28 protein-coding genes are annotated in these 25,206 nt (G+C 54.8%); 4 read left to right on the top strand and 24 right to left on the bottom strand.

What is annotated here, in order from left to right:
* Window positions 1-5 precede the first annotated feature (5 nt).
* The 22 genes from fliR to ACN0RL_RS03650 all read right to left on the bottom strand — a co-directional run bounded on the left by fliR (window position 6) and on the right by ACN0RL_RS03650 (window position 21,003).
* Entirely contained in the window at window positions 6-791 is a 786-nt protein-coding gene (gene fliR, locus ACN0RL_RS03755) for a flagellar biosynthetic protein FliR (RefSeq protein ID WP_417513838.1), read from the bottom strand.
* Between the two features lie 3 nt (window positions 792-794).
* Window positions 795-1,064, bottom strand: coding sequence for a flagellar biosynthesis protein FliQ (fliQ, locus tag ACN0RL_RS03750; RefSeq protein ID WP_417513836.1), 270 nt, complete (start codon window positions 1,062-1,064; stop codon window positions 795-797).
* 27 nt (window positions 1,065-1,091) lie between these two features.
* On the bottom strand, window positions 1,092-1,856 hold the full coding sequence (gene fliP, locus ACN0RL_RS03745; protein WP_417513834.1) for a flagellar type III secretion system pore protein FliP: 765 nt from the start codon (window positions 1,854-1,856) through the stop codon (window positions 1,092-1,094).
* Window positions 1,857-1,864: 8 nt separating this feature from the next.
* A complete protein-coding gene (gene fliO, locus ACN0RL_RS03740; RefSeq protein WP_417513832.1) occupies window positions 1,865-2,308 on the bottom strand; it encodes a flagellar biosynthetic protein FliO in 444 nt (147 codons plus the stop codon).
* Window position 2,309: 1 nt separating this feature from the next.
* Entirely contained in the window at window positions 2,310-2,810 is a 501-nt protein-coding gene (gene fliN, locus ACN0RL_RS03735; protein ID WP_417513830.1) for a flagellar motor switch protein FliN, read from the bottom strand.
* On the bottom strand, window positions 2,803-3,801 hold the full coding sequence (fliM, locus tag ACN0RL_RS03730; protein ID WP_417513828.1) for a flagellar motor switch protein FliM: 999 nt from the start codon (window positions 3,799-3,801) through the stop codon (window positions 2,803-2,805). Before fliM ends, fliN begins: the two co-directional genes overlap by 8 nt.
* Window positions 3,802-3,866: 65 nt before the next feature.
* Window positions 3,867-4,376, bottom strand: a complete 510-nt coding sequence (locus ACN0RL_RS03725; protein ID WP_417513826.1) for a flagellar basal body-associated FliL family protein — start codon at window positions 4,374-4,376, stop codon at window positions 3,867-3,869.
* A 174-nt stretch (window positions 4,377-4,550) separates the two neighbouring features.
* Entirely contained in the window at window positions 4,551-5,717 is a 1,167-nt protein-coding gene (locus ACN0RL_RS03720; RefSeq protein ID WP_417513824.1) for a flagellar hook-length control protein FliK, read from the bottom strand.
* Between the two features lie 141 nt (window positions 5,718-5,858).
* Entirely contained in the window at window positions 5,859-6,215 is a 357-nt protein-coding gene (locus tag ACN0RL_RS03715; protein WP_417513822.1) for an Hpt domain-containing protein, read from the bottom strand.
* A 32-nt stretch (window positions 6,216-6,247) separates the two neighbouring features.
* Window positions 6,248-7,975 (bottom strand): ATP-binding SpoIIE family protein phosphatase, encoded by a 1,728-nt coding sequence (locus ACN0RL_RS03710; RefSeq protein WP_417513820.1) that lies wholly within the window; start codon window positions 7,973-7,975, stop codon window positions 6,248-6,250.
* Window positions 7,976-7,999: 24 nt separating this feature from the next.
* A complete protein-coding gene (locus tag ACN0RL_RS03705) occupies window positions 8,000-8,305 on the bottom strand; it encodes an STAS domain-containing protein (protein ID WP_417513818.1) in 306 nt (101 codons plus the stop codon).
* 123 nt (window positions 8,306-8,428) lie between these two features.
* Window positions 8,429-8,872, bottom strand: coding sequence for a flagellar export protein FliJ (gene fliJ / locus ACN0RL_RS03700; protein WP_417513816.1), 444 nt, complete (start codon window positions 8,870-8,872; stop codon window positions 8,429-8,431).
* The gene (gene fliI / locus ACN0RL_RS03695; protein ID WP_417513814.1) at window positions 8,872-10,272 is read right to left on the bottom strand and encodes a flagellar protein export ATPase FliI; all 1,401 of its coding nucleotides are present in this window, start codon (window positions 10,270-10,272) and stop codon (window positions 8,872-8,874) included. The genes fliJ and fliI overlap by 1 nt, the downstream gene beginning before the upstream one ends.
* Window positions 10,253-11,182, bottom strand: coding sequence for a flagellar assembly protein FliH (locus ACN0RL_RS03690; protein ID WP_417513812.1), 930 nt, complete (start codon window positions 11,180-11,182; stop codon window positions 10,253-10,255). Before ACN0RL_RS03690 ends, fliI begins: the two co-directional genes overlap by 20 nt.
* The gene (gene fliG, locus ACN0RL_RS03685; RefSeq protein WP_417513810.1) at window positions 11,182-12,225 is read right to left on the bottom strand and encodes a flagellar motor switch protein FliG; all 1,044 of its coding nucleotides are present in this window, start codon (window positions 12,223-12,225) and stop codon (window positions 11,182-11,184) included. Before fliG ends, ACN0RL_RS03690 begins: the two co-directional genes overlap by 1 nt.
* Window positions 12,218-13,918 carry a flagellar basal-body MS-ring/collar protein FliF gene (gene fliF, locus ACN0RL_RS03680; protein ID WP_417513808.1) on the bottom strand — a complete coding sequence of 567 codons (1,701 nt, stop codon included), beginning with the start codon at window positions 13,916-13,918 and terminating at the stop codon, window positions 12,218-12,220. The genes fliG and fliF overlap by 8 nt, the downstream gene beginning before the upstream one ends.
* 15 nt (window positions 13,919-13,933) lie before the next feature.
* Window positions 13,934-14,302 carry a flagellar hook-basal body complex protein FliE gene (gene fliE / locus ACN0RL_RS03675; protein WP_417513806.1) on the bottom strand — a complete coding sequence of 123 codons (369 nt, stop codon included), beginning with the start codon at window positions 14,300-14,302 and terminating at the stop codon, window positions 13,934-13,936.
* A gap of 287 nt (window positions 14,303-14,589) precedes the next feature.
* A complete protein-coding gene (locus ACN0RL_RS03670) occupies window positions 14,590-16,047 on the bottom strand; it encodes a sigma-54-dependent transcriptional regulator (protein WP_417513804.1) in 1,458 nt (485 codons plus the stop codon).
* Window positions 16,048-16,059: 12 nt separating this feature from the next.
* Window positions 16,060-17,298, bottom strand: a complete 1,239-nt coding sequence (locus ACN0RL_RS03665) for a sensor histidine kinase (protein ID WP_417513802.1) — start codon at window positions 17,296-17,298, stop codon at window positions 16,060-16,062.
* 381 nt (window positions 17,299-17,679) lie between these two features.
* The gene (locus tag ACN0RL_RS03660; RefSeq protein ID WP_417513800.1) at window positions 17,680-19,131 is read right to left on the bottom strand and encodes a sigma-54 dependent transcriptional regulator; all 1,452 of its coding nucleotides are present in this window, start codon (window positions 19,129-19,131) and stop codon (window positions 17,680-17,682) included.
* Between the two features lie 70 nt (window positions 19,132-19,201).
* Window positions 19,202-19,555 carry an SOS cell division inhibitor gene (locus ACN0RL_RS03655; protein ID WP_417513798.1) on the bottom strand — a complete coding sequence of 118 codons (354 nt, stop codon included), beginning with the start codon at window positions 19,553-19,555 and terminating at the stop codon, window positions 19,202-19,204.
* Between the two features lie 89 nt (window positions 19,556-19,644).
* Complete coding sequence (locus ACN0RL_RS03650; RefSeq protein WP_417513796.1) at window positions 19,645-21,003, bottom strand: DUF1329 domain-containing protein; 1,359 nt, start codon at window positions 21,001-21,003, stop codon at window positions 19,645-19,647.
* Window positions 21,004-21,246: 243 nt separating this feature from the next.
* On the opposite strand from ACN0RL_RS03650, the gene ACN0RL_RS03645 reads away from it, so the two are divergent.
* Window positions 21,247-21,753 (top strand): DUF6586 family protein, encoded by a 507-nt coding sequence (locus ACN0RL_RS03645; protein WP_417513794.1) that lies wholly within the window; start codon window positions 21,247-21,249, stop codon window positions 21,751-21,753.
* 76 nt (window positions 21,754-21,829) lie between these two features.
* Entirely contained in the window at window positions 21,830-22,090 is a 261-nt protein-coding gene (locus tag ACN0RL_RS03640) for a hypothetical protein (protein ID WP_417513792.1), read from the top strand.
* A gap of 9 nt (window positions 22,091-22,099) precedes the next feature.
* Here the strand turns inward: ACN0RL_RS03640 and ACN0RL_RS03635 are convergent, their stop codons facing one another.
* Together ACN0RL_RS03635 and lexA are read right to left on the bottom strand one after the other, a co-directional pair.
* Window positions 22,100-22,591 (bottom strand): cell division inhibitor SulA, encoded by a 492-nt coding sequence (locus tag ACN0RL_RS03635; RefSeq protein WP_417513790.1) that lies wholly within the window; start codon window positions 22,589-22,591, stop codon window positions 22,100-22,102.
* A gap of 44 nt (window positions 22,592-22,635) precedes the next feature.
* Entirely contained in the window at window positions 22,636-23,244 is a 609-nt protein-coding gene (gene lexA / locus ACN0RL_RS03630) for a transcriptional repressor LexA (protein WP_417513788.1), read from the bottom strand.
* Window positions 23,245-23,485: 241 nt separating this feature from the next.
* Between lexA and ACN0RL_RS03625 the strand changes: the two genes are divergently transcribed.
* Window positions 23,486-24,487 carry an amidoligase family protein gene (locus ACN0RL_RS03625; RefSeq protein WP_417513786.1) on the top strand — a complete coding sequence of 334 codons (1,002 nt, stop codon included), beginning with the start codon at window positions 23,486-23,488 and terminating at the stop codon, window positions 24,485-24,487.
* Complete coding sequence (locus ACN0RL_RS03620) at window positions 24,480-25,205, top strand: gamma-glutamyl-gamma-aminobutyrate hydrolase family protein (protein ID WP_417513784.1); 726 nt, start codon at window positions 24,480-24,482, stop codon at window positions 25,203-25,205. The genes ACN0RL_RS03625 and ACN0RL_RS03620 overlap by 8 nt, the downstream gene beginning before the upstream one ends.
* The last annotated feature ends 1 nt before the right edge of the window (window position 25,206 follow it).

Genomic DNA, 25,206 nt, shown 5'->3' with positions numbered 1-25,206 from the left:
GGACACTAGGGCTGCCCCTGAAGGTTTCGCATAAACTCAAAAGTCTGCCGTGTGTAATCTTCAAAGTGCGGCAGAAAATTGGCATGCAGCACCCATATAGCAAATAATCCAAAAATCAGGCCAATCGGGAAACCGAGGGCGAAGATGTTCATCTGGGGCGCTGCCCGGGTCATTACGCCAAAGGAAATGCTCACGATGAGCACGGCAGTCACGGCCGGCAATGCCAGCAACATGGCGGAGGCGAACATCCAGCTAATGCGGTGCGCGAGCTCCCACACTCCGGTCTGGCCGAGGCCTTCCATTCCGATAGGTAAGGATCGGAAACTTTCAATGAACACTTCAAATGCGACCAGGTGGCCATTCATGGCAAGAAACAGCAAGGTGACGGTGATGGTGTAGATCTGGGAAAGCACAGGTACGTTAACGCCGTTAGCTGGATCTACCATGGACGCAAAGCCCAGCCCCATTTGCATCGCGATCATCTGACCAGCAACGACAAACAACTGCCAAAGGGCTGTCAACGCAAAGCCCATCCCGACACCAATCAGAATCTGCTGCAAAGTAATGAGCACCGCATCGGCACTCAGGGCTTCAACCTGCGGCACTTCCGGGATCATAGGCACAATCAGGATAGTCATTAACAAGGCCAATCCGAGGCGTACCCTGGCGGGCACAAGCTGAGTACCGAAAATTGGAATGACCATCAGAAAGCTGGCCAGACGAAACAGCGGCCAGAGGTGTTGCCCAACCCATTGGCCGAGCATGTCTGCGTTGAGTTCCATGGGGGTCATGGATCAACCGATCAGGAAAGGGATGCTGGAGATCAGCCGGTGAGCATGATCCAGAAGCTTGGTAAGCAACCAGGGACCCAGAACAATGATAACGATGAGTGTTATCAACAGACGCGGCAGGAAACTGAGTGTTTGTTCGTTGATCTGGGTGGCGGCCTGAAAAGTACTCACGATCAGGCCGATAACCAGCCCCGGACCGATAATCACGGATGAAAAAAGCACGATCATCCAAAGAGCCTCCCGCAGGATGTCGATAACGGTTTCGGGAGTCATGTGCCTCTCCTGTTTTCCATCGTCGGGCTATATCCCATAACTGGCAGCCAGCGTGCCCATAATCAGGGCCCATCCATCCACCAGAACAAACAGCATGATCTTGAATGGCAGCGAGATAATAATGGGCGACAACATCATCATACCCATGGCCATCAGTACGCTGGCGACCACCATGTCAATTATCAGAAATGGAATAAACAGAATAAACCCTATCTGGAACGCTGTTTTAAGTTCGCTGGTCACGAACGCAGGCATAAGAATCCAGAAGGAAACATCCTGTGCTGTATCGTACTGAACGTCAGCGATGCGCATGAACAGCGCCAAGTCGTCTTCCCGGGTCTGTTCCAGCATGAATTTCTTGAAGGGCTGGCTGGCCAGTTCAACCGCTTCCAGCGATGTCACTTCTTCCTGAAGATACGGCTGCAACCCGACTCGATTGGCTTCTTCGAGAACCGGTTTCATAATAAAAATACTGAGAAACAGGGCCAGGCCGAGCAGTATCTGGTTTGAAGGCGTTGCCTGCAGGCCCAGCGCCTGGCGCAGGATCGCAAACACCACGATGATGCGGGTGAAGGATGTCATCATCATCATCATGGCCGGCAGAAACGTCAGCGCAGTCATCAGCGCCAGAATCTGCAGGGTTACCGAGTATTCCTGAATGCCCTCGCCTTCGCCTGGCTGCACTGTAAAGGCGGGAATACCTGGCAGGTCTGCAAGTGCCAGCGGTGCCCAGAACAGGCCGCCGAGCAGAACAGACAGCGGGATGAGTCGTCTAAGCGTTGCCACCATCATGGGCCTGTTCATTCCTTGTTCGGGGCTGTCCAGGGTTTACCGATCATTCCTTGCAGACGTCGGGCAAAGTCCCCGGAATTCGGGTTACTCGCATCCACAACCGGCTCGTCAAAGACCTGTAACGTTCGAATAGCCGACGGGGTGATGCCCAGGAGGATCTGCTGTCCACCCACTTCTATCAGTGCGATACGTTCGCGGGCACCGATAGCCATTACGGACACGACCTTGATTGCATTGTTGTTCATACCCGTCATGCCGTTCATCCGACGGATAATCCAGGCACAACCGTATATCACGGCGATCACAGCAACCAGGCCAGCACCAAGGCTGAACAGCGTACCGAGTGTGTCAGGTGCCCGCCCCGGGCTACCCTCTACTGCCCTGGCAGTTTCTTCGGCAAGCACCGGCATGGCTGTAAGCACAAGTAACAGGCCCGCAGTTCTCTTCCACATTCTATTTCTGCAGCCGTTTGATGCGTTCGCCCGGGCTGATGACGTCGGTCAGGCGGATACCGAACTTTTCATTAACCATAACAACCTCGCCATGAGCGATAAGCGTGCCGTTGACCAGAACATCCAGTGGCTCGCCCGCCAGCCGATCCAGCTCGATAACCGAGCCCTGGTTCAACTGCAGAAGATTACGAATGGGAATCTGGGTATTGCCCACCTCCATGGAAATACTGACCGGAATGTCCAGAATGACATCAAGGTCCGGTGGCGGTCCACTGCCCTGATTCGACGTGGAACCCTCGTCAAACTCTTCCATAGGGGCGGCGCGCACACTGCTTTTAGCACCGGCGCCTTTCTCTCCGGCCTCTTCCATGGCTTCCGCCCACTCGTCATCCCGGGATTCCTCTGCCCCTTCTTCACCGGTCTCTTCCATGGCTGCCTCCCATTCGGCTGCCAGCTTTTCGTCCTCGCTCAGCTCCTGACCGTCTTTGTTGTCGTCAGCCATTGCGTCCTACCTTCGGTTGTTTTTTTAACTTGGGCCGTGTCGCCCGCTCATGAATTCTAAGCGCCAGTTTTCCGTCCCGGGTTCCCATGGTGGCCTTGTATATGGGAATACCATTGGCCGTTACTGTCAGATATTCAGGCACCTCTACGGGAATGATGTCGCCGGCTTTCAGTTTGGCGATCTCCCTCAGGGAAATCCTGCGACGACAAACGGTCGTGTTGACAGGAACGTCCACTTCCTTGATGTCCTCCTGCAACGCATTGACCCAACGCTCGTCTACATCGTCAACATCACTTTGTACGCCAGAATCAAGGACATCCCGGATTGGCTCGATCATTGAATAGGGCAAGGCAAAATGCAACTCACCACCACCGCCATCCAATTCGATGTGGAAGGTGCTGACCACCACCACTTCGCTGGGGCTGACAATGTTCGCCATGGCCGGATTTACCTCAGAACTGAGGTAATCAAAATCCACATTGATGACTGCTTGCCAGGCTTCCTGCATGTCCTTGAAGACCTGGTTAAGCACCATCTGAACAATGCGATTTTCCGTGGGAGTGAACTCCCGGCCCTCGATTTTGGCATGCCGCCCTTCACCCCCGAAAAAGTTGTCTACCAGTTTGAACACCAGCTTGGCATCCAGAACAAACAGCGACGTCCCCCGCAACGGGCGAACCTTGCAGAGATTCAGACTGGTAGGAACATAGAGAGTGTGAATGTACTCGCCGAATTTCATGATCTGGACGCCACCGGTGGAGACATCCGCATTGCGGCGCAGAAGATTGAACAGGCTGATCCGGGTATACCGCGCGAAGCGCTCGTTAATCATCTCCAGCGTCGGCATCCTGCCACGGACGATGCGATCCTGGCTGGCGAGATCGTAGTTTTTTACACCGGTTTCGTCAGCTTCTTCATAAGTATCAATGTCACCGTCATCCACGCCGTGGAGGAGCGCATCAATTTCGTCCTGTGACAGTAAATCCTGCATACTTTGTCCTGCCGCTGAAAAGCCTTGCCCGAATCAGGGCTCTGTTGCACCCGTAATCGCATTCTCTATTGAACTACAAAATTCCTGAACAACACCTGGTTGACGCCGGGCTCGCCTTCCTGCTCCAGCACCTGGTTAACCGTTGCCAGCATGTTTTCCGCGAGGCCTTGCCGTCCCTCGGGCGTCTGCAATTCAGTAAAACCGCTGCTACCGAGCACCATAACCAACTGGCTTCGAATCAGGGGCATATGCAGTTTGGCTGCGGTCAGCGCCTGCGGGTCTGTTGCTGCCAGAGCCACGTAAGCCTGTGCATAGCGCTGACGGCCTTCACCTTGTACCGTTGTCACCAGGGCTTTTTCGATATCCAGATATACGGTTGGCAGGAAGGTTTCTACCGCCACATCTTCCACGGTTTCTGTGTCGTCGCCCATCCCGGGCAATCCGTCACCAAGAAACCACAAGGTTCCCGCAACCGACAGGGCAATTGCCAGTATCAACCCCACTACAATGAGGATGATCAGCTTGAGTTTACCTTTCTTGGCTGGTGTAGCCTCGGGTGCGCTATTTTCTGCCATAGTGTTTTTCGCCAGAAATTTGTCAGTGGAAATACTTTTCCATGACTGTTACCGATTGACTGCAAAGAGCGGGCCAAAGACCCAACCCTCCCGCTAAGAACCGCAGTTTAGCGTTGCATGAAGGGATGGGCAAAGCAGATTAGCGAGGATTGCTGAGCAGGATAGCGCGGCTGATCAGGCAAAAATGTCAACGGCGCCGTTCCAGCTCAGATCAAGACTGCCTCCCTGAGTGTCCATGTCACTTCCTTCTGCAGCCGCGAGCTCAGTGCCCGAACCAGAGGACGAACCTTCTCCGTCACCCGCGCCCTGCTCTCCGCGCTGGTTCTGTGAGTTATCAGAGACGTCGAACTGAGCCAGTGAAAGACCTTGTTCACCCAGCATGTCACGCAGCCGGTGCGAATGCAGTTCAAGTTGATCCCGCACCACAGGATTGGCCGCATGAACAGTAATATTGGCCTGATCATTTTGAACGCGAACCCGCACTTCCATAGGCCCCATATCAGGCGGGGTAAGATGAATCTCGGCCATTGACAGGTTTTTGGCTGTCAGCCAGCTGAGTTTCCCCATCAGCTTGTCGCCCCACTCTGCATGGTTCACCGGTACATCAACGGATGTCGCGTAGCTCCTCAGAGGCACCTGAGCGTCTGCAGCAAGTTTGCCAGCGGAACTGTGGGTGCTTTGCTGAGAAACCAGCTCCATGGCGGCTTCAAGGCGAGTACCTGTCAACAGGCCGGAGGGGTCAGCAACTCTGGTATTTTTTCCGGCGGCCGGCATAAGGGCTTCGGTCATTTGTAGCCCGGCCATCAGCCCACCATTGCCGCCACTGCCGGCATTCACAACCTGACCAGGCTGCCCGGGTTTACCCCCGGCAAGCCCGGCAAAAAGTTCAGTCCCCTGGATGATTGCCGGGCTTTCTACGGCAGGGCTTGCGGCAACGCCAGCCACCCCAGCCTGCCCGGTAGCGGGCAATAACAGCGCCTGTAGTTCCGCAAAGGTAAGAGGAGCCATGAGGGCTTCCATTTCAGAGGCTGGCTCTGCGATCTTTACAGCCTCTGTTTTTTCAGCCGATGTGTCTTCACCGGCTAAAACCGTCTTACCGGACTTTTCCGTTTCATCGGTTTTGCTGGCCGGCTCGGCTTGAGTTGCCGATTGCGAGCCTTCTTCTTTTTCAGAGCTTCTGGCGTCAGCTTGCCGGCTGTCGAGACGTTTCTGCTCCGCACGGGAGACGGATTCATACCGGCTTTCATCGGCGCCGTTATCTCGAGCGGAACCGGGCTTCGGTGCGCCGGCATCTTTCTGGATCCCGGGCGCTGGAGTCTGGGGAAGAACCATCTGTGTCATGGCAACCTCTTGCCGCTTTTGATCGGAAGTCGCGCTGTTCAGTCTGTTTCAGAGCTGATTTCAGGCTGTTTCCCAAACAGCTGCAAAAGCAATGCCAGCCGCACTCTTTCCCCGACCAACCTCTGCTGTTGCTCAACACGCCTATCCTGTTCCGCGCTCCATCAGAGCACCAAAAGCCTCAGTAACCCGTTGAAATTCTTCGTCAATTTCTTCAAGGACGGGTGGCGCTTCGGCCAGGCTCTCGTTCTGCCCGACTTTTTCCGCTTTCCGGCAAAGTTCCCCAAGGCGCGGAGCTCCGATATTGATGCAGCTGCCCTTGAAACTGTGGGCGGTCTTGATAAAGGCGTCTGAGTCCCCAGCCATCACAGCTCCCTTCAAGCTGTCAATTCGCTCTTTCGAATCGCCAAGATAGGTCTGGATCAGCATCTCGAATTCATCTTCCATCACGTCTCGAAGCTCTGCCAAAGCTTCTTCATCAAGGTGTGGTTTATCAACCATGACCAACTCCCTTGTTCCTGTGTAAATGCCGATTAAAGGTACCAATCATAAATAATATCCACCCGGCTCCCGTGTTCCTGGAACTTGATGGATTCTGCCAACCGCTTTAGCAGAATCAATCCGCGCCCCGCATACCGGGGCCCGCTCTGCTCCATCTCCGTGGATTGCAGAACCGGATGATTCTCAAAGTCAAACCCTTGACCGCTATCCTCGCACACAATCCTCAGACGCCCACCCCACGGCCTGGGCTCATGGTGAAAACTGAATCTGATGTAGTGGCCACTCACCCTGTTCAGGCGTGCGGTGCGCTCAGAATAATACCGGCCAAATCCCTCCGGCGTGTATTTCCACTCAGAAGGCAGCTCAAGTACACCATGTTCAAGAGCGTTATTGTACAGCTCTGAGAGCAGGGTATAAATTTCTCCGCTTTTTCGCCGTAGCCCGGGCACCTCCATGCAGATATGCAACAGCAGTGGCAAGGGGCTGAACTCCCCCAATGTGCGCTCCCGGATTTCATACACGCATTTCCACTCGGCCGGCCCGGCGAGCGTAGAAGGCGCAACCCCCTCAGGCAACGCAGAAAGCCCCTCCTGATCAACCATTTCCAGGCAACAAAGCGTGAGGTCGTCACCAAATTTCTGGCGCCCGGTGAAACGCTGTATTCCGCTCATAAGAGCATCAAACGGGTGCTGCCCGGACGCGGCACTCTCGACTGCGAGCCGAACCCCCCTCTCACCGAAGAGCTGACCTTCTTCGTTGTTGCACTCGAGCACGCCATCGGTCATCAGTATCAGCCGATCTCCGGGCAGGGTTCTGATGATTTCCATGTCAGCGTTGAACTGGTCAGCGTTAAGGATACCCAACGGCAGGTGGCGGGATGGCAAACTGAACCGCTCTTCGGAGGCGCGCACCAGCCATCCATCGGGCAGACCACCGTTCCAGACCTTAAGTTGATTGAGTGCAAAGTCCGCCTCAACCATCGTACCGCAGCAGAACATATCTTTCGGCAGAATGCGCACGAGCTTCTGATTGATTTCACGGAGGATGTCAGAGCCATCAAAGCCCTTGCTTGCCATGCCGTAAAAGGTCTCTGCAACGGGCATGGCGCCAATAGCCGCTGGCAACCCATGGCCGGTAAAATCACCAGTAAAAACAAGCATTCCGCCGGCCGGGCGGGGTGAAGCGAAGAGCACATCACCACTGAAAACCGAAAAAGGAGACACGTGATAGCGAATGTTGGGCGCATCCAGACAGCCGGTATGTGCGACGTTATCAAAGACCCGCCGCGCCACATGTTGCTCTTCAAGCAGTTGCCGGTTGCGCTCATGCATCAGATCTCTCTGATCCGACAAAGCCTGGTGCATCAGGCGCATCCGGTTAAACGCGCTGATCTTGGCTTTGATCATTACCCGGTTATAGGGTTTGCTGAGAAAGCCGTCGCCGCCCGCCTCGAGACATCGCGCCAGATCTTCCGCGTCCGAGAGGGAGGTAATGAAAATCAACGGCACCATGCGCTCGCCGGCAAGCCGTTTGATTTCTCTGGCTGCCTCCATGCCGTCCATTGCGGGCATCAACGCGTCCAGAAGAACGATATCCGGCGCGCCCGAGCGAAAAAGCGCAACAGCTTCCTCACCATTCGCGGCATCCAGCACAAGGTGGCCAAGGCGTCGTAGCAATGTTTTCAGTATCAGCCGATCGCTGTCGCTATCATCGGCAATGAGGATTTTCAGCAGGCCACTCTCTACAGCAGGCTCATCCATGAAAGGTTCCGGCGGCCTGAGCAGTCACCGTATGGTGAACAATTGCTCAAAGTTCGAAATGGTAAGAATCTTGCGGACATCGTTATTGCAATTTTCAATAGCAATACTGGCATTATCGCCTCCGGCATAGTCCCTCAATAGAAGGAGCATGCCCAGGGCTGAGCTGTCGAGATAGGTTGCTTCGGACAAATCCACGACGTAGTTGCGGACATCCGTTCCGCCATGCTCGTAAGCATCGCGAAAGGCTTGATGGGTACTGAAATCGAAGCGCCCTTCGATTCTGATAATCAGGGCCTGACCGTCGTGACTGCGGCGGGTATGGATGGGCATCCGCAAAACCTCCGGTGGTATTCACTGAAACATTCAGCCACCCTGTTTAAAGCGGCCTGTTTTCTTACAAGGATAGCTCAGCGCACTCAATTTGCATGGGATCGCGATTGATTCAGCACAAGTTCAGCGGCGACGCCTCGCAAAAGCCCGGCCTGCGGCTTCATCAGACAGCTTCTGCTCTTGCACGTCCTGTGCAACCTGCTCTTGTTTCCGACAGGTTTCAATGTATTTTTCCATGCCTCGCCGACGTTCCCAGGCTTGTTGCCACTCCCGCCGGCGGGCCTCGAAAACGGCTTCAGCCTGGTCCAGCTGTTTTTTTTGCTGCAGGATAACCTGGTCAAGCTGGGCTATAAACGCCTGCCAGGCTTGTAAACGACTGACCTGCACCACGCCGTGCTGGCTGTTGCGAATCTGATCCCGATATTCCTGCTGATAGCCATTGAGGTTTTCTACCTGACTCTTATGCTGCTCCATCAGTTCGCGGGCTTTACCCATCTGTTCCAGTGCCGCCTGCTCCTTGCGCTCCTCGAGCGTAAGCACCACGGCCAGACGTTGAGAACGCAACATCAACCGGCACCCCTACTGGTACTGACCGCGGAGGGATCTGGCACTGCAGACTTGCGACGCTCCGGCGAGCGACGCTCGGGAACCACCGCCAGCAGCCCATCGATGCTTTCGGCCAACGAGGCACGCTCGTTCAGCCCCTGCTGCAGGAACTGGCGCATATTCCCGATATGAGTAATGGCAAAGTCAGTTTCCGGGTCGGAGCCCTTCACATAGGCGCCTACGCTGATCAGATCCCGGGCCTGCTGGTAGCGCGAGTAGACCTGCTTGAAACGCTGGGATCGGGCAAAGTGCTCGGTTTCAGTTACCTGTGGCATAACCCGGCTGATAGAGGCTTCAACGTCGATAGCCGGGTAATGTCCTTCTTCTGCAAGTCTGCGTGAAAGCACAATATGACCATCAAGGATCGCCCTGGCAGCGTCCGCAATCGGGTCCTGCTGATCATCACCTTCGGTGAGCACGGTATAGAACGCTGTAATCGAGCCACCGCCGGGCAAACCATTGCCGGTGCGCTCCACCAGCTGCGGAAGCTTGGCAAATACGGAAGGTGGGTAACCTTTGGTGGCCGGTGGCTCACCAACCGCCAGCGCAATTTCACGCTGGGCCTGGGCGTATCGGGTAAGCGAATCCATGAGCAGAAGAACACGCTTGCCCTTATCCCGGTAATACTCGGCAATCCGGGTAGTAAGCATGGCCGCTCGCAAACGCATCAGCGGAGAATCATCCGCCGGCGCGGCAACTACCACGGCTCTGGCCAACCCCTCCTCGCCCAGAATGTCTTCTATAAATTCTTTGACCTCCCGGCCCCGTTCACCAATCAGTCCTACCACAATCACATCGGCGTCCGTGAACCGGGTCATCATGCCCAGCAACATACTCTTGCCAACGCCACTGCCGGCAAAAAGACCGAGACGCTGTCCCTGGCCAACCGTCAGCAAGGCATTAATAGCACGGATACCCACATCCATGGACTGTCTCACCGGAGCACGGTTGAGCGGGTTGATAATCTCACCGGTAAGCGGAACTCTGGCTTCGGCCTGAAGCGGGCCTTTTCCATCAAGAGGTTCGCCACTGCCATCTACCACCCGGCCCAGCATAAGCGGGCCAACAGGAACACGGCTTGCAGCAGATAAAGGAACCACCCGGGCGCCCGGCTTGAGACCTTCGATAGCGGTAAGGGGCATGAGGTAAACCTTGTCATCCTCAAAGCCCACAACTTCAGCTTCAACAGTGCCGGTACCCTGGCCTTTGATCACACAGCGATCACCCACCACCATGGGGCATCCAACGCATTCCAGCGTCAGCCCTACCATTCTGGTCAGGCGCCCGGACAACTCTGGCTCAGGATCCGCCTGCATATACGCCTTGTATCGATCCAGGCGGTCAGCCAGGGAAGATGTCATCACGCTCGCCTTCGGTGGGATTGTCTTCGTCGGGATCTTTGTCGGTATTTTCGCCAGGATCTTCTTTCGGGGTCTTATCAGGTGTGCTTAATACATCCGTCTGGAAGTCCGTCAGGTCATCCATAATGGCGTTCAGCTCTTCAGGCTCACCGTTTTCACGGCCATCTGTCTGCTGCTCCAGCATACTCTGAACGGCGCGCTGAAAACGCTTTTCAACCGTAAAGTCGACAAGACTGTTGCGGGTTTCAACCCGGCAACCACCAGGCAAAATGCTGGCATCCTCTGCCACGGAAGCAGCTGCCTCAAAGCGTTCCGCCACCTCACGAACTGTGCTGTAGTCATCCGGATGAACATGAATGCGGACGTTCTCTGCCGTTGACGGCAGAGCCTCCACCGCCCGTCGCACCACCTGGCGGATCTGTGAGGAATCAATTGTCAGCTCACGGTAAACAACGGCCCGGGCAAGCACCATCGTAAGATTGAGCAGCGAGGTTTCAAGTTCGTCCTGATGCTGACGGATTGGCAACAACAGCTCCCCGAGCATCGGCTCAAGCCGGTCCAGGCCTGCGCTTACTTCTGCCCGGGTTTCATCGTAGCCTTCCTTCTCTCCACGCTCCCTGCCCTCGGTCAGCCCGGCTTCAAGCCCTTCCTTATGGCCCGTTTCGTAACCTTCAGTACGGCCTTCTTTCAGGCCCTGTTCCCGGCCTTCATTGAAGCCATCTTCCCGGGCAGCCTGACGAATATCGGCAAGGTCGCCCGCCGTCAGAGGTTTGACATCCCGCTCCTCTTCGCGCGCGACCTCATTGCCACTGGCATCCAGCAGCGGCAGTTCCCAGCGCTCATAGGCAGTCAACTGCTCCTTGGGAATACGGCTGGTGTCTCTGGAAGAATCTTTGGAGGAGTCTTTCATCACATCATTTCTTCACCGGCACCACCGAGCGTGATTTCTCCCGCTTCAGCCATGCGACGGGCGATGGTAATAATGTCTTTCTGGGCAGATTCCACGTCACTGACCTTCACCGGGCCTTTGGCCTCCAGGTCATCCTGCAGCAACTCGGCAGCGCGCTTGGACATGTTCTTGAAAATCTTTTCCTGAACTGCATCATCGGCACCCTTCAGGGCGACCACCAGCACTTCCGAAGAAACCTCACGCAGCAATGCCTGAATCCCCCTGTCATCAATATCCTTGAGGTTATCAAATACGAACATAAGGTCTTCGATAGTGGTGGCCAGATCAGGATCCATGTCCTTGATCGAATCCAGCAGAGTGCCTTCGATGCTGCGGTCCATAAAGTTCATGATGTCCGCAGCACGCCTCACACCGCCTATCCGACTGGTCTGGGCCGAGGCTCCTCCGGAGAACTGCTTCTCCAGAATGTCGTTCAGTTCCTGCAGAGCCTGGGGCTGAATGCTTTCCAGCGAGGCAACCCGCATCATGACATCGAGGCGCACCTTCTCATCCAGCGTTGCCAGAATTTCAGCTGCCTGATCGGGATCAAGGTAGGAGATAACAATGGCCTGAATCTGCGGGTGTTCGTAGCGGATTATGTCGCCAACTGCTCGCGGCTCCATCCATTTGAGCGTATCCAGCCCGGTGGTATTACCACCAATAAGTATGCGGTCGATCAGGCTGGCAGCCTTGTCGTCACCCAGAGCCTGAGTGAGCATGGCGCGGATATAGTCATCATTGCCAACGCCCAGCCCGGTCTGACCGCCCACGGCGTCCACGAACTGATTCAGTACATATGATACGTCATCTTTGCTGATGTCTTTCATCTGGGCCATGGCAACGCCCACACGCTGCACTTCTTTCGGGCCCATATGCTTGAGCACTTCGGCGGCATCCGCCTCGCCCAGAGACATCAGCAGGATCGCGGCCTGCTCCACCCGCGGAATCTTCCTCTGCGGTTTTTGGGGCGCATCACCGCCCGACGGTCTGGATTGTTCAGTCATCAACATTCACCCACTGGCGCATCACCTGTGAAACCCTCGCCGGGTCTTCGGCAATCAAACCTTTAAGAGCATTCAATTGCCTATCATAACTGTCTGTAGCGCCCGGCAAAAGCAGGTCGTCCTGAGACGACATGGCCTGGCGCAGAGCATCGTTGCCGCCAGCATCGTCATACCCGCCATAACCACCGGAGCCAGCTTCATCGTCGCGCTCACGACGCCCGCCGCCGGAGAGGCTTTTCAGCGTAGGACGCAGCAAGCCAAGCACAAGCACCAGAATAACCAGCCCGGCCAATACCTGCTTCATGAGATCCCAGAACCAGGGCTGCTCCCAGAATCCGAGTGTTTCAAACTCGAACGCCTCTTCCGGGGCAAACGCTGTGTTCATTACGGTTACGCTGTCACCGCGGGCAGCGGAATAGCCTACGGCATCGCGCACCAGCATACTCAAGCGCTGTAACTCCTGCTCAGGCCAGGGTTCATAGGTTACAGCACCGGTTTCCGCATTCACCACTTTCATATCATCGACCGCAAGCGCAACGGTAACCCGTCTCACACGCCCTAACTCCTGCCGGGTATAACTGACTGTGCGGTCCATCTCATAGTTGCGGGTAGACTCGGTGCGCACGTTGACTGGCGGTGCCTGCGCTCCACCTTCCGCATCGCCCGCTGCTGCCTGCTCGGGCACTGTAGCGTTAGCGGGAGGTTGATTGGACAAGGCTCCGGGAATGCCGCCATTGAAACCGGCAACCCGCTGCTCCGACAGATCACGCTCACTGCGAATCGCCTGCTGATCAGGATTGAACAACTCCTCGGCCTGTTCCACAGACGAGAAATCCAGATCTGCAGACACTTCTGCCCGGTACCGGCCTTCGCCCACAATAGGAGCGATCAAAGAGGAAACGCGGCGGGTCAGCCCCTCTTCCAGGCGCGAGGTGTAATCGTACTGATCCTGCATACGCTCGCCATCACCCCGGTTTTCTTTGCCGGTCAGCAGGTTCCCGTTCTGATCAACAACCGTTACGTGATCCTTGTTCATCATCGGAATACTGCCGGCAACCAGATTCACAATCGCTGCAATCTGCTCCTGCTCGGGGCGCCTGCCGGCAAAGACCTCAAGAAAAACCGAGGCCGTCGGATCACGGGCATCCCGCACAAATACGGAGCGCTCAGGAATGGCCAGGTGCACTCGGGCACCACGAACACCACGCATGCTGCTGATGGTTCGAGCCAGTTCGCCCTCGAGACCACGGCGATAGCTTACGGTTTCCATGAACTGGGATGTACCCAGGCCACGGTCCTTGTCCAGAAGCTCGTAGCCCATTGTTTTCTGGTCTGTTACGCCTTCAGCAGCCAGCTTGAGTCGCGCATTGTAGACCTGATCGGAAGGCACTAATAAAGCGCCTGAACGCGTATCCATTTTGTAATCGATGCCGTTACTGTCGAGGATGGTTGTCACGTCCTGGGGGTTATACGCCGACAAGTCTCCCACTACGGGCTGGTAATTGGGTTCCTGAGCCCAGAGCACTACCGCAACACCCAGGGCAACGCTGGCGGCGAGGCCAACCATCAGGCCAACCTGGCGCAGAAGGTTTAACCGGTTAAATCCCAGAAACAGATCGCTGTTGCTGTCGGAGCCACCGCCACCCTGTGCGGCTGGCATATTTGAGGCAGTTTCTGCGGGAACGTTGGCCATGTCTGTGCTCCGTTATCAGATCGGCATGTTCATAATGTCTTCATAGGCCCGGACCACTCGGTTACGCACCTGAGTCAAAGCTTCAAAAGACACAGAAGACTTCTGGGCTGCGATCATCACCCGGGTGATGTCTACATTTGGATCGCCCATATCATATGCCGTCCTCAGATCGCCGGCGTGTTGCTGAACTTCGTTAACACTGTTGACGGCCTTACCGAGCATATCGCCAAAATTCGACGTCTCCCGGGTCTGATCAACCTGGCGCGGGCCGTCAATGCGGCCGCGCACCGACTGATCCTGTTCAACTCGCTGGTTCTGATTCATTTGCGAACGCAGTGAACGGATATCGGACAGAACGCTGTTGATGTCGGCACGCTGAACCATAACTTTCTCCTGACACCGCCCCTGCAGGGGCAGGATTGCTGGTCTGACTATAATAGTTAAGGCCAAGCAATGGTCAGGCCACATTTATTTTTATTATTATTAACAGACAGTTAAGGTAAATTCCGATACAGAAAAAATTACTATCGACGAGGTTTTGACAGAGACAGGGATGCCCATCGTGCTACAGGACAAAAAAAGGCACCCGTAAAGGATGCCGCAATGAAGGGGTACTACAATAAAGGACTACAATAAAGGACTACAACAACGAAAAAGAAATGAAAAAATACTCACGCGATTGCCAACTCCGCATCCAGATCGATGCCGGCTTCACGCATCTGAGCCAGTTTATATCTCAGGGTCCTAGGGCTTATGCCCAATTGCTCTGCGGCTCTGTTGCGACGCCCGCGCTCACTTCTGAGTGTCTGAATGATTATACGGAACTCCTGCTGGCGTAGATCATCACCGAGCGATCCAGCTTCGATCGATACCGGGCCGGGGAAGTCCGCTGCACACACCGCAACTTGCTCAGAGGGTTTCGAATTCGCTTCGTTAACAGGCTCAGAAATACGAGGCGATGCTACAGGCGCCTCAGCAAGACCGTCGAAACGTCCGCTGGTGCCAATATCAAGGCACAGATCGTCGGCGTGAATCACATTGCCCTGATGCAGAACCAATGACCGCTGGATGGCATTATCCAACTCACGCACGTTACCGGGCCAGGGGTGTTGCATCAGCGCAGTGCGGGCATCGGCAGCAAAGCTGATGCCCGTCAGCTTCATTTTGCGACAGTGCTTTTTGAGCAGTGACGTTGCCATCGGCAGGATATCCAGCGGGCGCTCTCGCAGCGGCTGCCAGTGCATTGGAAATACGCTGAGCCGGTAGTAGAGATCTTCCCGGAACCGCCCTTCCCGCACGAAATCTGCCAGATCCCGGTTAGTGGTGGCAATCACACGAACATCCAGCGCGATGGTTTTGCGACCACCTACCCGTTCAACTTCCCGTTCCTGCAAAACACGGAGCAACTTGGATTGCAGTGCCGGATCCATTTCTGAAACTTCGTCCAGAAGAATCGTTCCACCGTTAGCCTGCTCGAACTTCCCCGGCGCGGATGCAACGGCGCCGGTGAAGGCGCCTTTCTCATGGCCGAACAGAATCGCCTCCAGCATATTCTCGGGAATGGCTGCACAGTTAATGGCAACAAACGGCTGATCTGCCCGGGGCGACTGCTGGTGAATATACCGTGCCAGAACCTCTTTGCCTGTGCCACTTTCCCCGGAGATCATCACGGTAGAATCACTGCCAGCCACTTTGGCGGCAAGCTGGAAAATACGTTTACTGGCCGGGTCTTCAGCCACGGGCTCATCGCCGGATTTCTGACGACTACCCCCCACTATCTTAGACACTGCATCAACCAGCACCTTCGGCTCGAACGGTTTAACCAGATAATCCACCGCACCGGACTGCATGGCAGAGACAGCATGACTGATCTGCCCGTACGCTGTGATCAGCATCATCGGCAAACCCGGATACAGGCGCTGCACCTCGCCCAGCAACTCATGGCCGGAAAGCCCGGGCATGTTGACATCGCTGACCACCATATCGACCGGAGCTTCTGCAAGCCGCGCAAGCGCCTCATGGGCGTTCGAAGCCTCGCGCACGCGAAACTTCGCAAGTTCAAGGGTAGTTACCAGCGCCTCGCGCAGGTCACGATCATCTTCAACAATCAGAATCTGTGCCTTGGCCATGGTTGCCTCCGATCAGACTTTATTATGCAACAGCGGCAGACGCAGAGTTGCGACGGCGCCACCCTGCTCTGGCGACTCAATAGAAAACTTACCCTGGTGGGCCTTAACAACCGCCTGCACGACCGCCAGGCCAAGCCCGGTACCGTGGGATTTAGTGGTGTAAAAAGCCTCAGCCAGCCGGCTTGCTTCCGCCTTGCCAAACCCCGGGCCGTTATCCATAACCCGAACCAGCAGCTCACCTGCTTCTGATACAACCTGAACGGCAACAGCTGTAGCGCCTGCTTCAAGACTGTTGTTCACAAGATTGGTACAGGCTCCGACCAGCGCATCCCGGTTACATAACAGGCGGCAATCCTCAGGCAGATCGCCTCTCAAAATCACATCCGAACCGCCAGCGGGCTTAATCCCTTCCAGCGCAGATTCCAGGGCAGAAACCAGCGTTGCTGCAGACAGCTCCTCCGCCAGACGGGTCTCGCCCCGGGCAAAAATCAGCATATCCCGTACCTGCTGCTCAAGGTGCTTCAACCGGGACATCAGGCGAGAAGCACAGCGCTGACGCATCTCTTCATCCAGATCATCCTGGGTCAAATGCCCGCCATAAAGAATGGCTGCAGACAAAGGCGTACGAATCTGGTGCGCAAGAGAAGCCACCATCTTGCCCATGGCCGAAAGTCGCTGGGCATGAGCTAGCTGCGATTGCAGGTGACGGGTTTCCGTCAGGTCGGTAAGCAGAATCAATTGCCCAGGCTGGCTATCCATGGTGCGAATCTCGATACTCACACGCCGCCCATCCTTCAGCGACACCTCATGACCATCATCCCGACGTGGAGAGAAACAGCGGCGAATCACATCCACCCAGCGTTCACCGTCCAGCGGTTCACCCAACAACGCGATCGCCGCAGGATTGCTCTGCGACACCACACCCTGACTGTCCAGAACCACCACACCCGCCGGCAGAGCTTTCAAAAGAGTAGAGAGCCGATCAGCCAGCTGCTCCTTCTCCTCCAACTCCTGCTGACGCTGCAAAGACTCCTGGCTCAGCTCACCGGACAACTGATTAACCCGCGACTCCAGCGTGCGATAGGAATCGGTAATCTGCCTGGACATCTGGTTGAACATTTCCAGCGCAGAACCCACCGCCTCATCATCCTGCTGCGGAAACAACGCCCTGACCTTATCGTTGGCATCCGCCGCCGCATTGGCCTGCGCCTCATGCTCCGCTGATGGAATGACAAACTGTGCCTGACTCATAACCTGACTCCCGATTAGCCCGTTGCACCGGACCACACCCTTCGGATGATTCGTTTTCAAGTCACTAAGCCAGCTCCGTGCCAACTAGGATTTTTCTATTAATATCAATAGGTAAAAAAATCAATAGAAAGCTAAACGACAGTTTTACGTCGCCCGGAACGAGAAAAACGCCAAAGGCTACAAACCCTTGACGTCTTATTGTCACTCAAAAAAATGGGAAAAATAAATACCGCGGAAACAAGGAACATTGTTCAGGCGGGATTGGGGAGGTCTTTTTAAAAAGGACCGCGTGTCTGAGCGAAGCGAGTTGTGCGGCACTTTTTAAAAAGACCTGCCCAGTCCCGCACCACCGCGGTCGCACCCGCGCCAAAGTCTGGCCGATCAGGATTCCTCAGACTCCTCCTCCCGAAGCCCATACTTCCGAACCTTCTCCACCAGAGTAGTCCGCCGAATCCGCAGTTTCTCCGCCGCCCGTGCAACCACACCCCCGGCCTCGTCCAAAGCCTGCTGAATCAACTGCCGCTCGAGGTTCGACAGATAATCCTTCAGATCAATACCATTCACAGGCAACAGAGCCGGAGCATCCAGCCCCACAAGGCCGGGAATACCAGAAGGCATCCCCGAATCCTCAACCGGTCGATTCTCATCGAAATCGTCCACGTACCTGAACTTCTTTGGTAACTCCTGAACCCCGATTACCGAGTAAGGATGCATAATCGCCAGCCGCTCAACCAGGTTCGCCAACTCACGAACATTACCCGGCCAGTCATGCCGGCACAGGCTCATGATCGCCGCCGAATTCATCCGCAAGGAGCCACGTTTTTCCTTCTCCATGCGGGAAATCAGCTCATTGATCAGCAATGGAATATCTTCCACCCTGTCTCGCAATGACGGCACCTCAATAGGAAAGACGTTCAACCGGTAATAGAGATCTTCCCGAAAATCACCCGATTCAATCATGTCCTCGAGGTGCTTGTGAGTCGCTGCGATAACACGCACATCCGCAGAAATCGTCCGGTTGCTGCCTACTCGCTCAAATGTCCGCTCTTGCAGCACGCGAAGTATTTTTACCTGCATGCTAAGCGGCATATCGCCGATCTCATCCAGGAACAGAGTGCCCCCCTCCGCCATTTCAAAACGTCCGACTCGCGCGGTAATTGCGCCAGTGAAGGCGCCCTTCTCATGACCGAAAAGCTCGCTCTCAAGCAGCTCCGCTGGAATGGCACCGCAGTTTACGGGAACGAACGGCTTGTCACGGCGTGAGGAATGATAATGAAGATTTCGTGCAACTACTTCTTTACCCGTGCCAGACGGCCCGGTGACCAGCACACTCACATCTTTATCAGCAACCTGTTCCATAAGTTGGCGAACTTGCTGAACTTTGCGACTGGTGCCGACCAGGCTGCGAAACAACTGCAGACCACGTTGCTGTCCCCGCTCCTTTGAACGCCGGAACTGATCAGCATAAATCTGGGCGCGATATAGTGAATCTACAAACTTTGTGTAATGCAGTGGCCATTCCATGCGGGCGATTATGCGGGCCGAATCCGACTCTGCCAGGCCGTTCAGTTCGGGATCGCCTACCAACAGCAACGGAACACCCTGGACGGCTCTGCACACGGATTCAATCGTCTTTTCGATTCCTGAATCAGCGCCGTTTACGATGGCAACGGAAATGTCCGCCAGATTCCCTTCATCTCCAGATTCGAGGAGTGCCCGGGCTTCATCACCCGCAATCACCTGCTCTTCGCCGATGAATTCCAGAATCGTCGCCATGTCGTGAAGCCTCGATTCATCCTCACTCAGCACCAGAACCTTGTTATTTTTGGACATTCACAAGAATCTCTTTGGGGATTTGTGCGGTATTTAAGACGGTAAAGCCAGAAGAGTCAATTTTATGACGCTATTTAGATCGGGGCGTTGAAATATTCTGGTAAGCCTTGGCCGCACTGCGGTTTCGATTCACGCCTTTCAAAGCCTGTTCCGCTTCAGCTTTGGCCCGGGCGGCACCTTCGCCAGCTGCGTCCAGAAACTGACGCAACTCTTCAATCCGCGTCCGGACCGGCTCCGGTTCAACCAGCCCGGCCTCAAGCGCGGCCATCATCGGCTCTATGGCGGCCTTTACACCGGCATTGAGGCTAACGAGAGCGTCCCAGTCCTGATCGGCCAGAGCGTTGCCCAGATTGGTCATCAGCTGATCAAAATTCGCCAGACAGGGCTGGGCTTCAGAATGGAAAGTATCTTGAGAGTCGGCCATGACGTTTTCTCCTTGCATAAAGAGGTGAAGAACGAACGACCCGGAGGAGACGCAAGCGATTGCCAGCGCCCCACACCGTTAAACTTCAATCAGCGGCGAGCAGCCCTTCGCGCAGAGGAGGCAGTAAACTCACTGCCGCGAAATCCGGGGTTGTAATCGTAGGCCGGATAACTGTTATCCAGGCCATCAATGTAATAACGCTTCGCCTTGAGGTCGTAAGTCATCTCCATGGTAGTCCAGAACACCGGCTCTTGGTAATAGCTTATGTTGTGGGCTTCAGAAACCCTCCACAGGTCGCCGGCCTCGTCATATTCTTCCGACATGAGTATTTGCCAACTGTCCTCATCGACATAGAAAACACGGCGGTCGTAAATGTGCTTGATTCCGGTACGACGTTTTGCCTCAACCACCCACACACGATGCAGTTCATAGCGCGTGAGTTCCTGATTAATATGGCCGGCACGAATAACATCATCCGGGCGGACGGCCTCATCGTGTAACTTGTAAGCGTTGTAGGGAACAAAGAGCTCACGCTTGCCTTTCAAAACCCAGTCATACTGGTTGGGAGCACCGTTATACATATCTTTCTGGTCAACAGAACGCAGAGACGACGAATTCGGCAAATCTGTCTCGTAGGCCAGATTCGGAGAGCGTCTCAGGCGCCTGGAGCCCGAATCATAACGCCAGGCCAAACGCGGCGAGCGGACCTGATCCAGTGTTTCGTGAACCAGTGTGATGGTACCCGCCAACGTTGAAGGCGAGATCGTATCGGTCTTGAGGTAGAAAATTTTGTTATCGATATCAGCAAGTTCCGTATTTTTCTTGCTGTAGGCAAAATAGTAATCGTATTGATTTACGACCGGGTTAAAGGAACCGTCCACCTGAGGCGTGGCTGAACCGCTGCGGAACGACACCTCTTCACCACGGTAACGCAAGATATGATTCCATATAACTTCGAGCCCGTTTTTGGGAATCGGAAACGGACTGGTCATGATGGTATTACGAACACCATTTCCGTTATCCAGTACTTCAGCGCTCAGTGCGTTTTCATAGGACTTTTCATACACATGATCCGGAAACGCGGCGGTACGGCGAGTCTGGTAAACAGGCATGAAAAAATCCGGACCATACTGGCTGAGCATCCGGAGCGAGCCGTCAGAGAGTTTATCCTTGTATAGATGCATGTTGTTCGATGTGATTACGAACAGCGTCTCATCCTGAGGAAATGGATCTACCTCAACCTGGCCTTCACGCCAGGCAGCAGGTGCTTCCGTAAGCCCCCCGGTCCACTCGGGAATACTGCCGGACACATTGGCTCGACGCTCGGCACCAACCGGCGTCAGATCCTGCTTAAGTCGTTCCGCTTCGGCTAACGATACTCCTGATACCGCCTGCCCGGAAAACCCGAACGAAAGCACTGCAATACATGCGACCACTTGGCTTCGCATTCTTAACTCCTCCAGACGATCGAGAACCCAAAATCAGGGGTGCTTTTTGCCAAATTCAAACGACCGTTTCAAGTGAATGTTTGTGTTTTATTGTCACCTGCGGTCTGGAACGAAGGGTTAAAGAAATCTGCGCGCTGAAATGCTACAATGGTCAGCTGTTTTATTCGCGGGTGTTCCGGGCACAGAAATCTCCGCGGCGGAGAGCGCACGAAACGTTCGCAAAATGCATGGCAGACTCTATCAATGGCATCTCAATGGTATTCGCTGGTTTCTCAAAAACTGTTTCTTGCAAGAACGCTTCTTGAAATACCGGAGCAGTCTTCCGGTAACGGCAACGCGGTTCATACTCCTGTGCAAAAATTACAGCATGAGGCGGTTATCCAGGGTTCTATCGAGCTCCTGCTGAGGGCAAGACGACTGCTACTTGTCATGATTACCAGGCTCTACCAGAAGCGGTCGGAGGAGCCTTCATCTTTGGCGGAGCTGGCAAGTGTGATCGGTGAGCAGGCCACTGAAGTTGGCCAATTAAGAGCTCTTGAGCAGGAGACGGGTAGTTGGTGGAACTATCTTGACCAGCTGGAAACCGCTCAGAGCAGGCCACCCGCAGCGCGTAAAACGGTTAATGCAGAAAATATCATTGCCGTATCTGCCGTGGCCGGGCCAGACCGCTCCGCCCAAGCGCTCCTGAAGACTATGAACGCCATAAAACAGTTTACCGACAACCTGGAAGAACAACACGGCGAGTGGTAATTACCCTCGATCACTGCGGCAACCACCGCAGCAATCACTGTTGCTTCCGGTTCTCACAACGATAAAGGTTAATGAAATGTCACCATCGTTTTTCGAAATTGTACAATTAAGCAACGGCGACTACGCCCTGCGACGCATCGACGACGACAGTGAGCCACTGGTCAGAATTTCGTTTTCAGATGAAGCTCGCGAGATGATGCAAGATCGGGATATGTCTGTTGCCAAAGCGATGATTGCTGCGGGAATAGAAGTTGCTGGAAATGTCACTCACGACATCGACTGGGAAGACGACGAGCTGGACATTTCAGACGCCCAGCCCGCATATACCCTGCATTAAAGACGAGGCTTACCGCTGCCTCAGTACGACACCGTGGCTGTTGCCTTCCGCCGCAGCTTTCTGCAAAGAGTCAAAGGCTGTCTTCCCCAGTTTGCGGGTCCACATCACAACCGCATGGCATGTACCTGCGCTCAGGGCTCTCTCCGCAAGCTGACGCGCCGGGTACTCTGCGGTAGAGCGCAGAACCAAAAGCTCTCCAGCAACAATACCGTGCATTTTCTGCCACTTGCTTACCAGCGCCTGGGGCGGATCGATCCAGGCCAACCAGCGTTTTTCCTGGTTAAGCTGAGTCAGCATCGGAAGTAGAAGCTGAAAGTTCTCCACCTGCCCTTCTGGCAAAATGATTTCCGTAACGTTGCCCGCAGGAGTGGAATCCTTGATATCCGGTTTATGCCGGGCTCGAATGACTGTGCGCTGCTTCCGGGCGGTATACTCCGGCACTGGGCAAGGTAAGATACCCTGCTGCCACGCCATGTTCTGATTAAAGCTTAGCTGTTCCATAATTCACCCGTTTTTCAATGCGTCTGTGATTTATACCAGCCCGATCAGTGCAGATCAGAGCGCCGGATAACACCTACACCCAGCCCTTCAATGAATAGCTCCTGCTCCGTAAGATCGACTTCTATCGGCGCAAACTCTTCATTTTCGGCAATCAGATAGACCTTCGAGCCCTCTTTCCGAAAGCGCTTTACAGTGACTTCTTCACCTACTCTGGCCACAACAATCTGCCCGTTGTGTACATCCTGAGTGCTGTGAACTGCCAGAAGATCGCCGTCCAGAATCCCGATGTCCTTCATACTCATTCCCCTGACCCGCAGGAGGTAATCAGCCGAAGGCGAGAAAAACTCCGGCTTCAACGTGCAATGATCTTCAATATGTTCCTGGGCCAGAATCGGACTGCCTGCCGCTACCTGACCAATAACCGGTAGCCCCGGATCTTCAGCGACTTCTGGCAGACGGATACCCCGGCTTGCACCCGGCACCATTTCAATAGCGCCCTTTCGTGCCAATGCTCGCAAATGTTCCTCAGCGGCATTAGCCGAGCGGAATCCAAGCTCTGCAGCTATCTCTGCGCGAGTGGGCGGGTAACCGGTTTCATCCACGGATCGGCGAATGATTTCCAGTACCTGAGTCTGTCTTGCTGTCAGCTTCATTGTTGCGCTGCTCCGCTTGCTGCATGCAGGGCTCATACATGCTGGGCCTGATATCTGCTGGCTGAGACGGTTCGCCAGCAATCCTGTCTGTTTATACAGTGTTTTGACTATATACAGTGTTTTATCCAGTGTAAAGCCAGCTGAACTATTTTCTTGCAACCCCTTAACCGACGCCGCTAAACGAGTGTGATATGGTAAAAAGATCGTAAATTCCCGTAAGCGAGTCCTATCAGTGAGTCCTATGAGCAAAGCTAACTCCTGCAAAATGCCAGACATACTGAAAACAACCGATGGAAATGAACGCCGTGTCGGTGTCGAAATTGAACTTTCCGGGCTCGGATACGAGCAACTTGTCAGCATTGTTGCGGATCTTCTCGGTGGAACCCCGACCCTGGAATCCCGCTACGTGAGCAAGCTTCAGACACCGCTGGGTGATTTCGTTATTGAACTTGATTCGGAACAGGTGAAAGAATTCGATCTCACGGATGACAGGGTTCCAGAGGTACTGCGTGAACTTGGCGGGCAAGCCATGGAGGTTATCGATGCGGCAGCGGAGCGCATTGTTCCGCTCGAGATTGTGAGCCCGCCTTTGCCGTTTTCCGAAATGCAGCAGATGGAAGTCCTGGTCAAGGAGCTGCGCGAAGCCGGCGCACTGGGTAGCCGGGAGGCTATCTATTTTGCATTCGGTTTACAGCTGAACCCGGAACTGCCAGACCTGAAACCGGCAACACTGGTTCGCTATTTCCAGGCCTTTGCCGTGCTTTATGACTGGCTCAAAGCTCACCATCAGCTGGATATCAGCAGAAAGTTCACGCCCTACATCGAACCCTGGAGCAGCCGCTATACAGACCTTCTGATGACTGAGGATTATGCCCCAGACCAACACCAGATGATGGTCGATTACCTGAAATCCAACCCTACGCGCAACCGTGCTCTGGACCTTTTGCCTTTGTTTGCCCATTTGGACAAACCCCTTCTCGATCAGTACGTCAAAGACCCACGCATTAAAAGCAGACCCACACTTCACTACCGGTTACCGGACTGCGATATCGACAATCCGGAGTGGAACTTCTCCAATGTGTGGAACGACTGGGTCGTTGTCGAGCAAATCGCCAATAACGCAGACGATCTGGCCGAGCTCAGGGCTTTGTTTCGGGAAAGCCGGAAAATCAGCCTGCACAACCTGACGAACAGTTGGCAGGAAACTTCAGCAAAGTGGCTGCAAAGTAAAGGCTATGTCTGAACAGAGCCCGACAGAAGACAACCTGCCAGGCCTGACAATTGGCATCAGCGGCCCCGCCCGCAAGCGCGTTGCGCAGCGGCTGATCAGCTTTGGCCTCAGATTGCAGGGCGTGCGCCCCTATTACATTCGGCCCGGCACCCGGGTAGACGTTTCGATGCTGGACGGCCTGGTGCTATCAGGTGGCACCCACGTTCACCCGGGTCGTTACGGGCAAGAACCCCAGGTGAGTGCTCATTATGACCAGGCCCGGGATACAACCGATTATCGCTTGCTGAAACAAGCTGAGTCTGTAGGCATTCCGGTGCTGGGTATTTGCAGGGGTGCTCAGTTTATCAACATATTTCACGGTGGCTCACTGTGCCAGAACGTAACGCCCCTCAGGGTGAACACCCGCCACAGGCCACTTTTGCTGCCTATACAGACCGTACGGCTTGTAACAACCAGCCGGCTGGGCCGGCTTATGCGAGCCCCGGTAATTGGCGCCAACCGGATACACAGCCAGGCCATAAAGCGGCTGGGAAAAAATCTGCGGGTAACTGCCGTAGACAATGATCTTTTCGTCCAGGCCATAGAAAGCACGCGCGGCCAATGGCTTATGGGGCTGCAGTGGCATCCCGAGTACCTGCTTTATCACAGCGGGCACCGGCGGATTTTCAGCGAGTTTGTGCAAGCAGCTCTGTCATTCAAACTGGCCCGACTGGAGCCTGCCCGTCAGTAAG

It is taken from the genome of Marinobacter sp., assembly GCF_048259445.1.
In the GTDB taxonomy this organism is placed as follows: Bacteria; Pseudomonadota; Gammaproteobacteria; order Pseudomonadales; family Oleiphilaceae; genus Marinobacter.
This window is presented reverse-complemented; position numbering and strand designations above follow the sequence as displayed.

Excerpts from the sequence above, each read along its gene's own strand:
- fliR (WP_417513838.1), bottom strand. The coding sequence starts at position 791 with ATGACCCCCATGGAACTCAACGCAGACATGCTCGGCCAATGGGTTGGG.
- fliQ (WP_417513836.1), bottom strand. The coding sequence starts at position 1,064 with ATGACTCCCGAAACCGTTATCGACATCCTGCGGGAGGCTCTTTGGATG.
- fliP (WP_417513834.1), bottom strand. The coding sequence starts at position 1,856 with ATGATGGTGGCAACGCTTAGACGACTCATCCCGCTGTCTGTTCTGCTC.
- fliO (WP_417513832.1), bottom strand. The coding sequence starts at position 2,308 with ATGTGGAAGAGAACTGCGGGCCTGTTACTTGTGCTTACAGCCATGCCG.
- fliN (WP_417513830.1), bottom strand. The coding sequence starts at position 2,810 with ATGGCTGACGACAACAAAGACGGTCAGGAGCTGAGCGAGGACGAAAAG.
- fliM (WP_417513828.1), bottom strand. The coding sequence starts at position 3,801 with ATGCAGGATTTACTGTCACAGGACGAAATTGATGCGCTCCTCCACGGC.
- ACN0RL_RS03725 (WP_417513826.1), bottom strand. The coding sequence starts at position 4,376 with ATGGCAGAAAATAGCGCACCCGAGGCTACACCAGCCAAGAAAGGTAAA.
- ACN0RL_RS03720 (WP_417513824.1), bottom strand. The coding sequence starts at position 5,717 with ATGACACAGATGGTTCTTCCCCAGACTCCAGCGCCCGGGATCCAGAAA.
- ACN0RL_RS03715 (WP_417513822.1), bottom strand. The coding sequence starts at position 6,215 with ATGGTTGATAAACCACACCTTGATGAAGAAGCTTTGGCAGAGCTTCGA.
- ACN0RL_RS03710 (WP_417513820.1), bottom strand. The coding sequence starts at position 7,975 with ATGGATGAGCCTGCTGTAGAGAGTGGCCTGCTGAAAATCCTCATTGCC.
- ACN0RL_RS03705 (WP_417513818.1), bottom strand. The coding sequence starts at position 8,305 with ATGCCCATCCATACCCGCCGCAGTCACGACGGTCAGGCCCTGATTATC.
- fliJ (WP_417513816.1), bottom strand. The coding sequence starts at position 8,872 with ATGTTGCGTTCTCAACGTCTGGCCGTGGTGCTTACGCTCGAGGAGCGC.
- fliI (WP_417513814.1), bottom strand. The coding sequence starts at position 10,272 with ATGACATCTTCCCTGGCTGACCGCCTGGATCGATACAAGGCGTATATG.
- ACN0RL_RS03690 (WP_417513812.1), bottom strand. The coding sequence starts at position 11,182 with ATGAAAGACTCCTCCAAAGATTCTTCCAGAGACACCAGCCGTATTCCC.
- fliG (WP_417513810.1), bottom strand. The coding sequence starts at position 12,225 with ATGACTGAACAATCCAGACCGTCGGGCGGTGATGCGCCCCAAAAACCG.
- fliF (WP_417513808.1), bottom strand. The coding sequence starts at position 13,918 with ATGGCCAACGTTCCCGCAGAAACTGCCTCAAATATGCCAGCCGCACAG.
- fliE (WP_417513806.1), bottom strand. The coding sequence starts at position 14,302 with ATGGTTCAGCGTGCCGACATCAACAGCGTTCTGTCCGATATCCGTTCA.
- ACN0RL_RS03670 (WP_417513804.1), bottom strand. The coding sequence starts at position 16,047 with ATGGCCAAGGCACAGATTCTGATTGTTGAAGATGATCGTGACCTGCGC.
- ACN0RL_RS03665 (WP_417513802.1), bottom strand. The coding sequence starts at position 17,298 with ATGAGTCAGGCACAGTTTGTCATTCCATCAGCGGAGCATGAGGCGCAG.
- ACN0RL_RS03660 (WP_417513800.1), bottom strand. The coding sequence starts at position 19,131 with ATGTCCAAAAATAACAAGGTTCTGGTGCTGAGTGAGGATGAATCGAGG.
- ACN0RL_RS03655 (WP_417513798.1), bottom strand. The coding sequence starts at position 19,555 with ATGGCCGACTCTCAAGATACTTTCCATTCTGAAGCCCAGCCCTGTCTG.
- ACN0RL_RS03650 (WP_417513796.1), bottom strand. The coding sequence starts at position 21,003 with ATGCGAAGCCAAGTGGTCGCATGTATTGCAGTGCTTTCGTTCGGGTTT.
- ACN0RL_RS03645 (WP_417513794.1), top strand. The coding sequence starts at position 21,247 with ATGGCATCTCAATGGTATTCGCTGGTTTCTCAAAAACTGTTTCTTGCA.
- ACN0RL_RS03640 (WP_417513792.1), top strand. The coding sequence starts at position 21,830 with ATGTCACCATCGTTTTTCGAAATTGTACAATTAAGCAACGGCGACTAC.
- ACN0RL_RS03635 (WP_417513790.1), bottom strand. The coding sequence starts at position 22,591 with ATGGAACAGCTAAGCTTTAATCAGAACATGGCGTGGCAGCAGGGTATC.
- lexA (WP_417513788.1), bottom strand. The coding sequence starts at position 23,244 with ATGAAGCTGACAGCAAGACAGACTCAGGTACTGGAAATCATTCGCCGA.
- ACN0RL_RS03625 (WP_417513786.1), top strand. The coding sequence starts at position 23,486 with ATGAGCAAAGCTAACTCCTGCAAAATGCCAGACATACTGAAAACAACC.
- ACN0RL_RS03620 (WP_417513784.1), top strand. The coding sequence starts at position 24,480 with ATGTCTGAACAGAGCCCGACAGAAGACAACCTGCCAGGCCTGACAATT.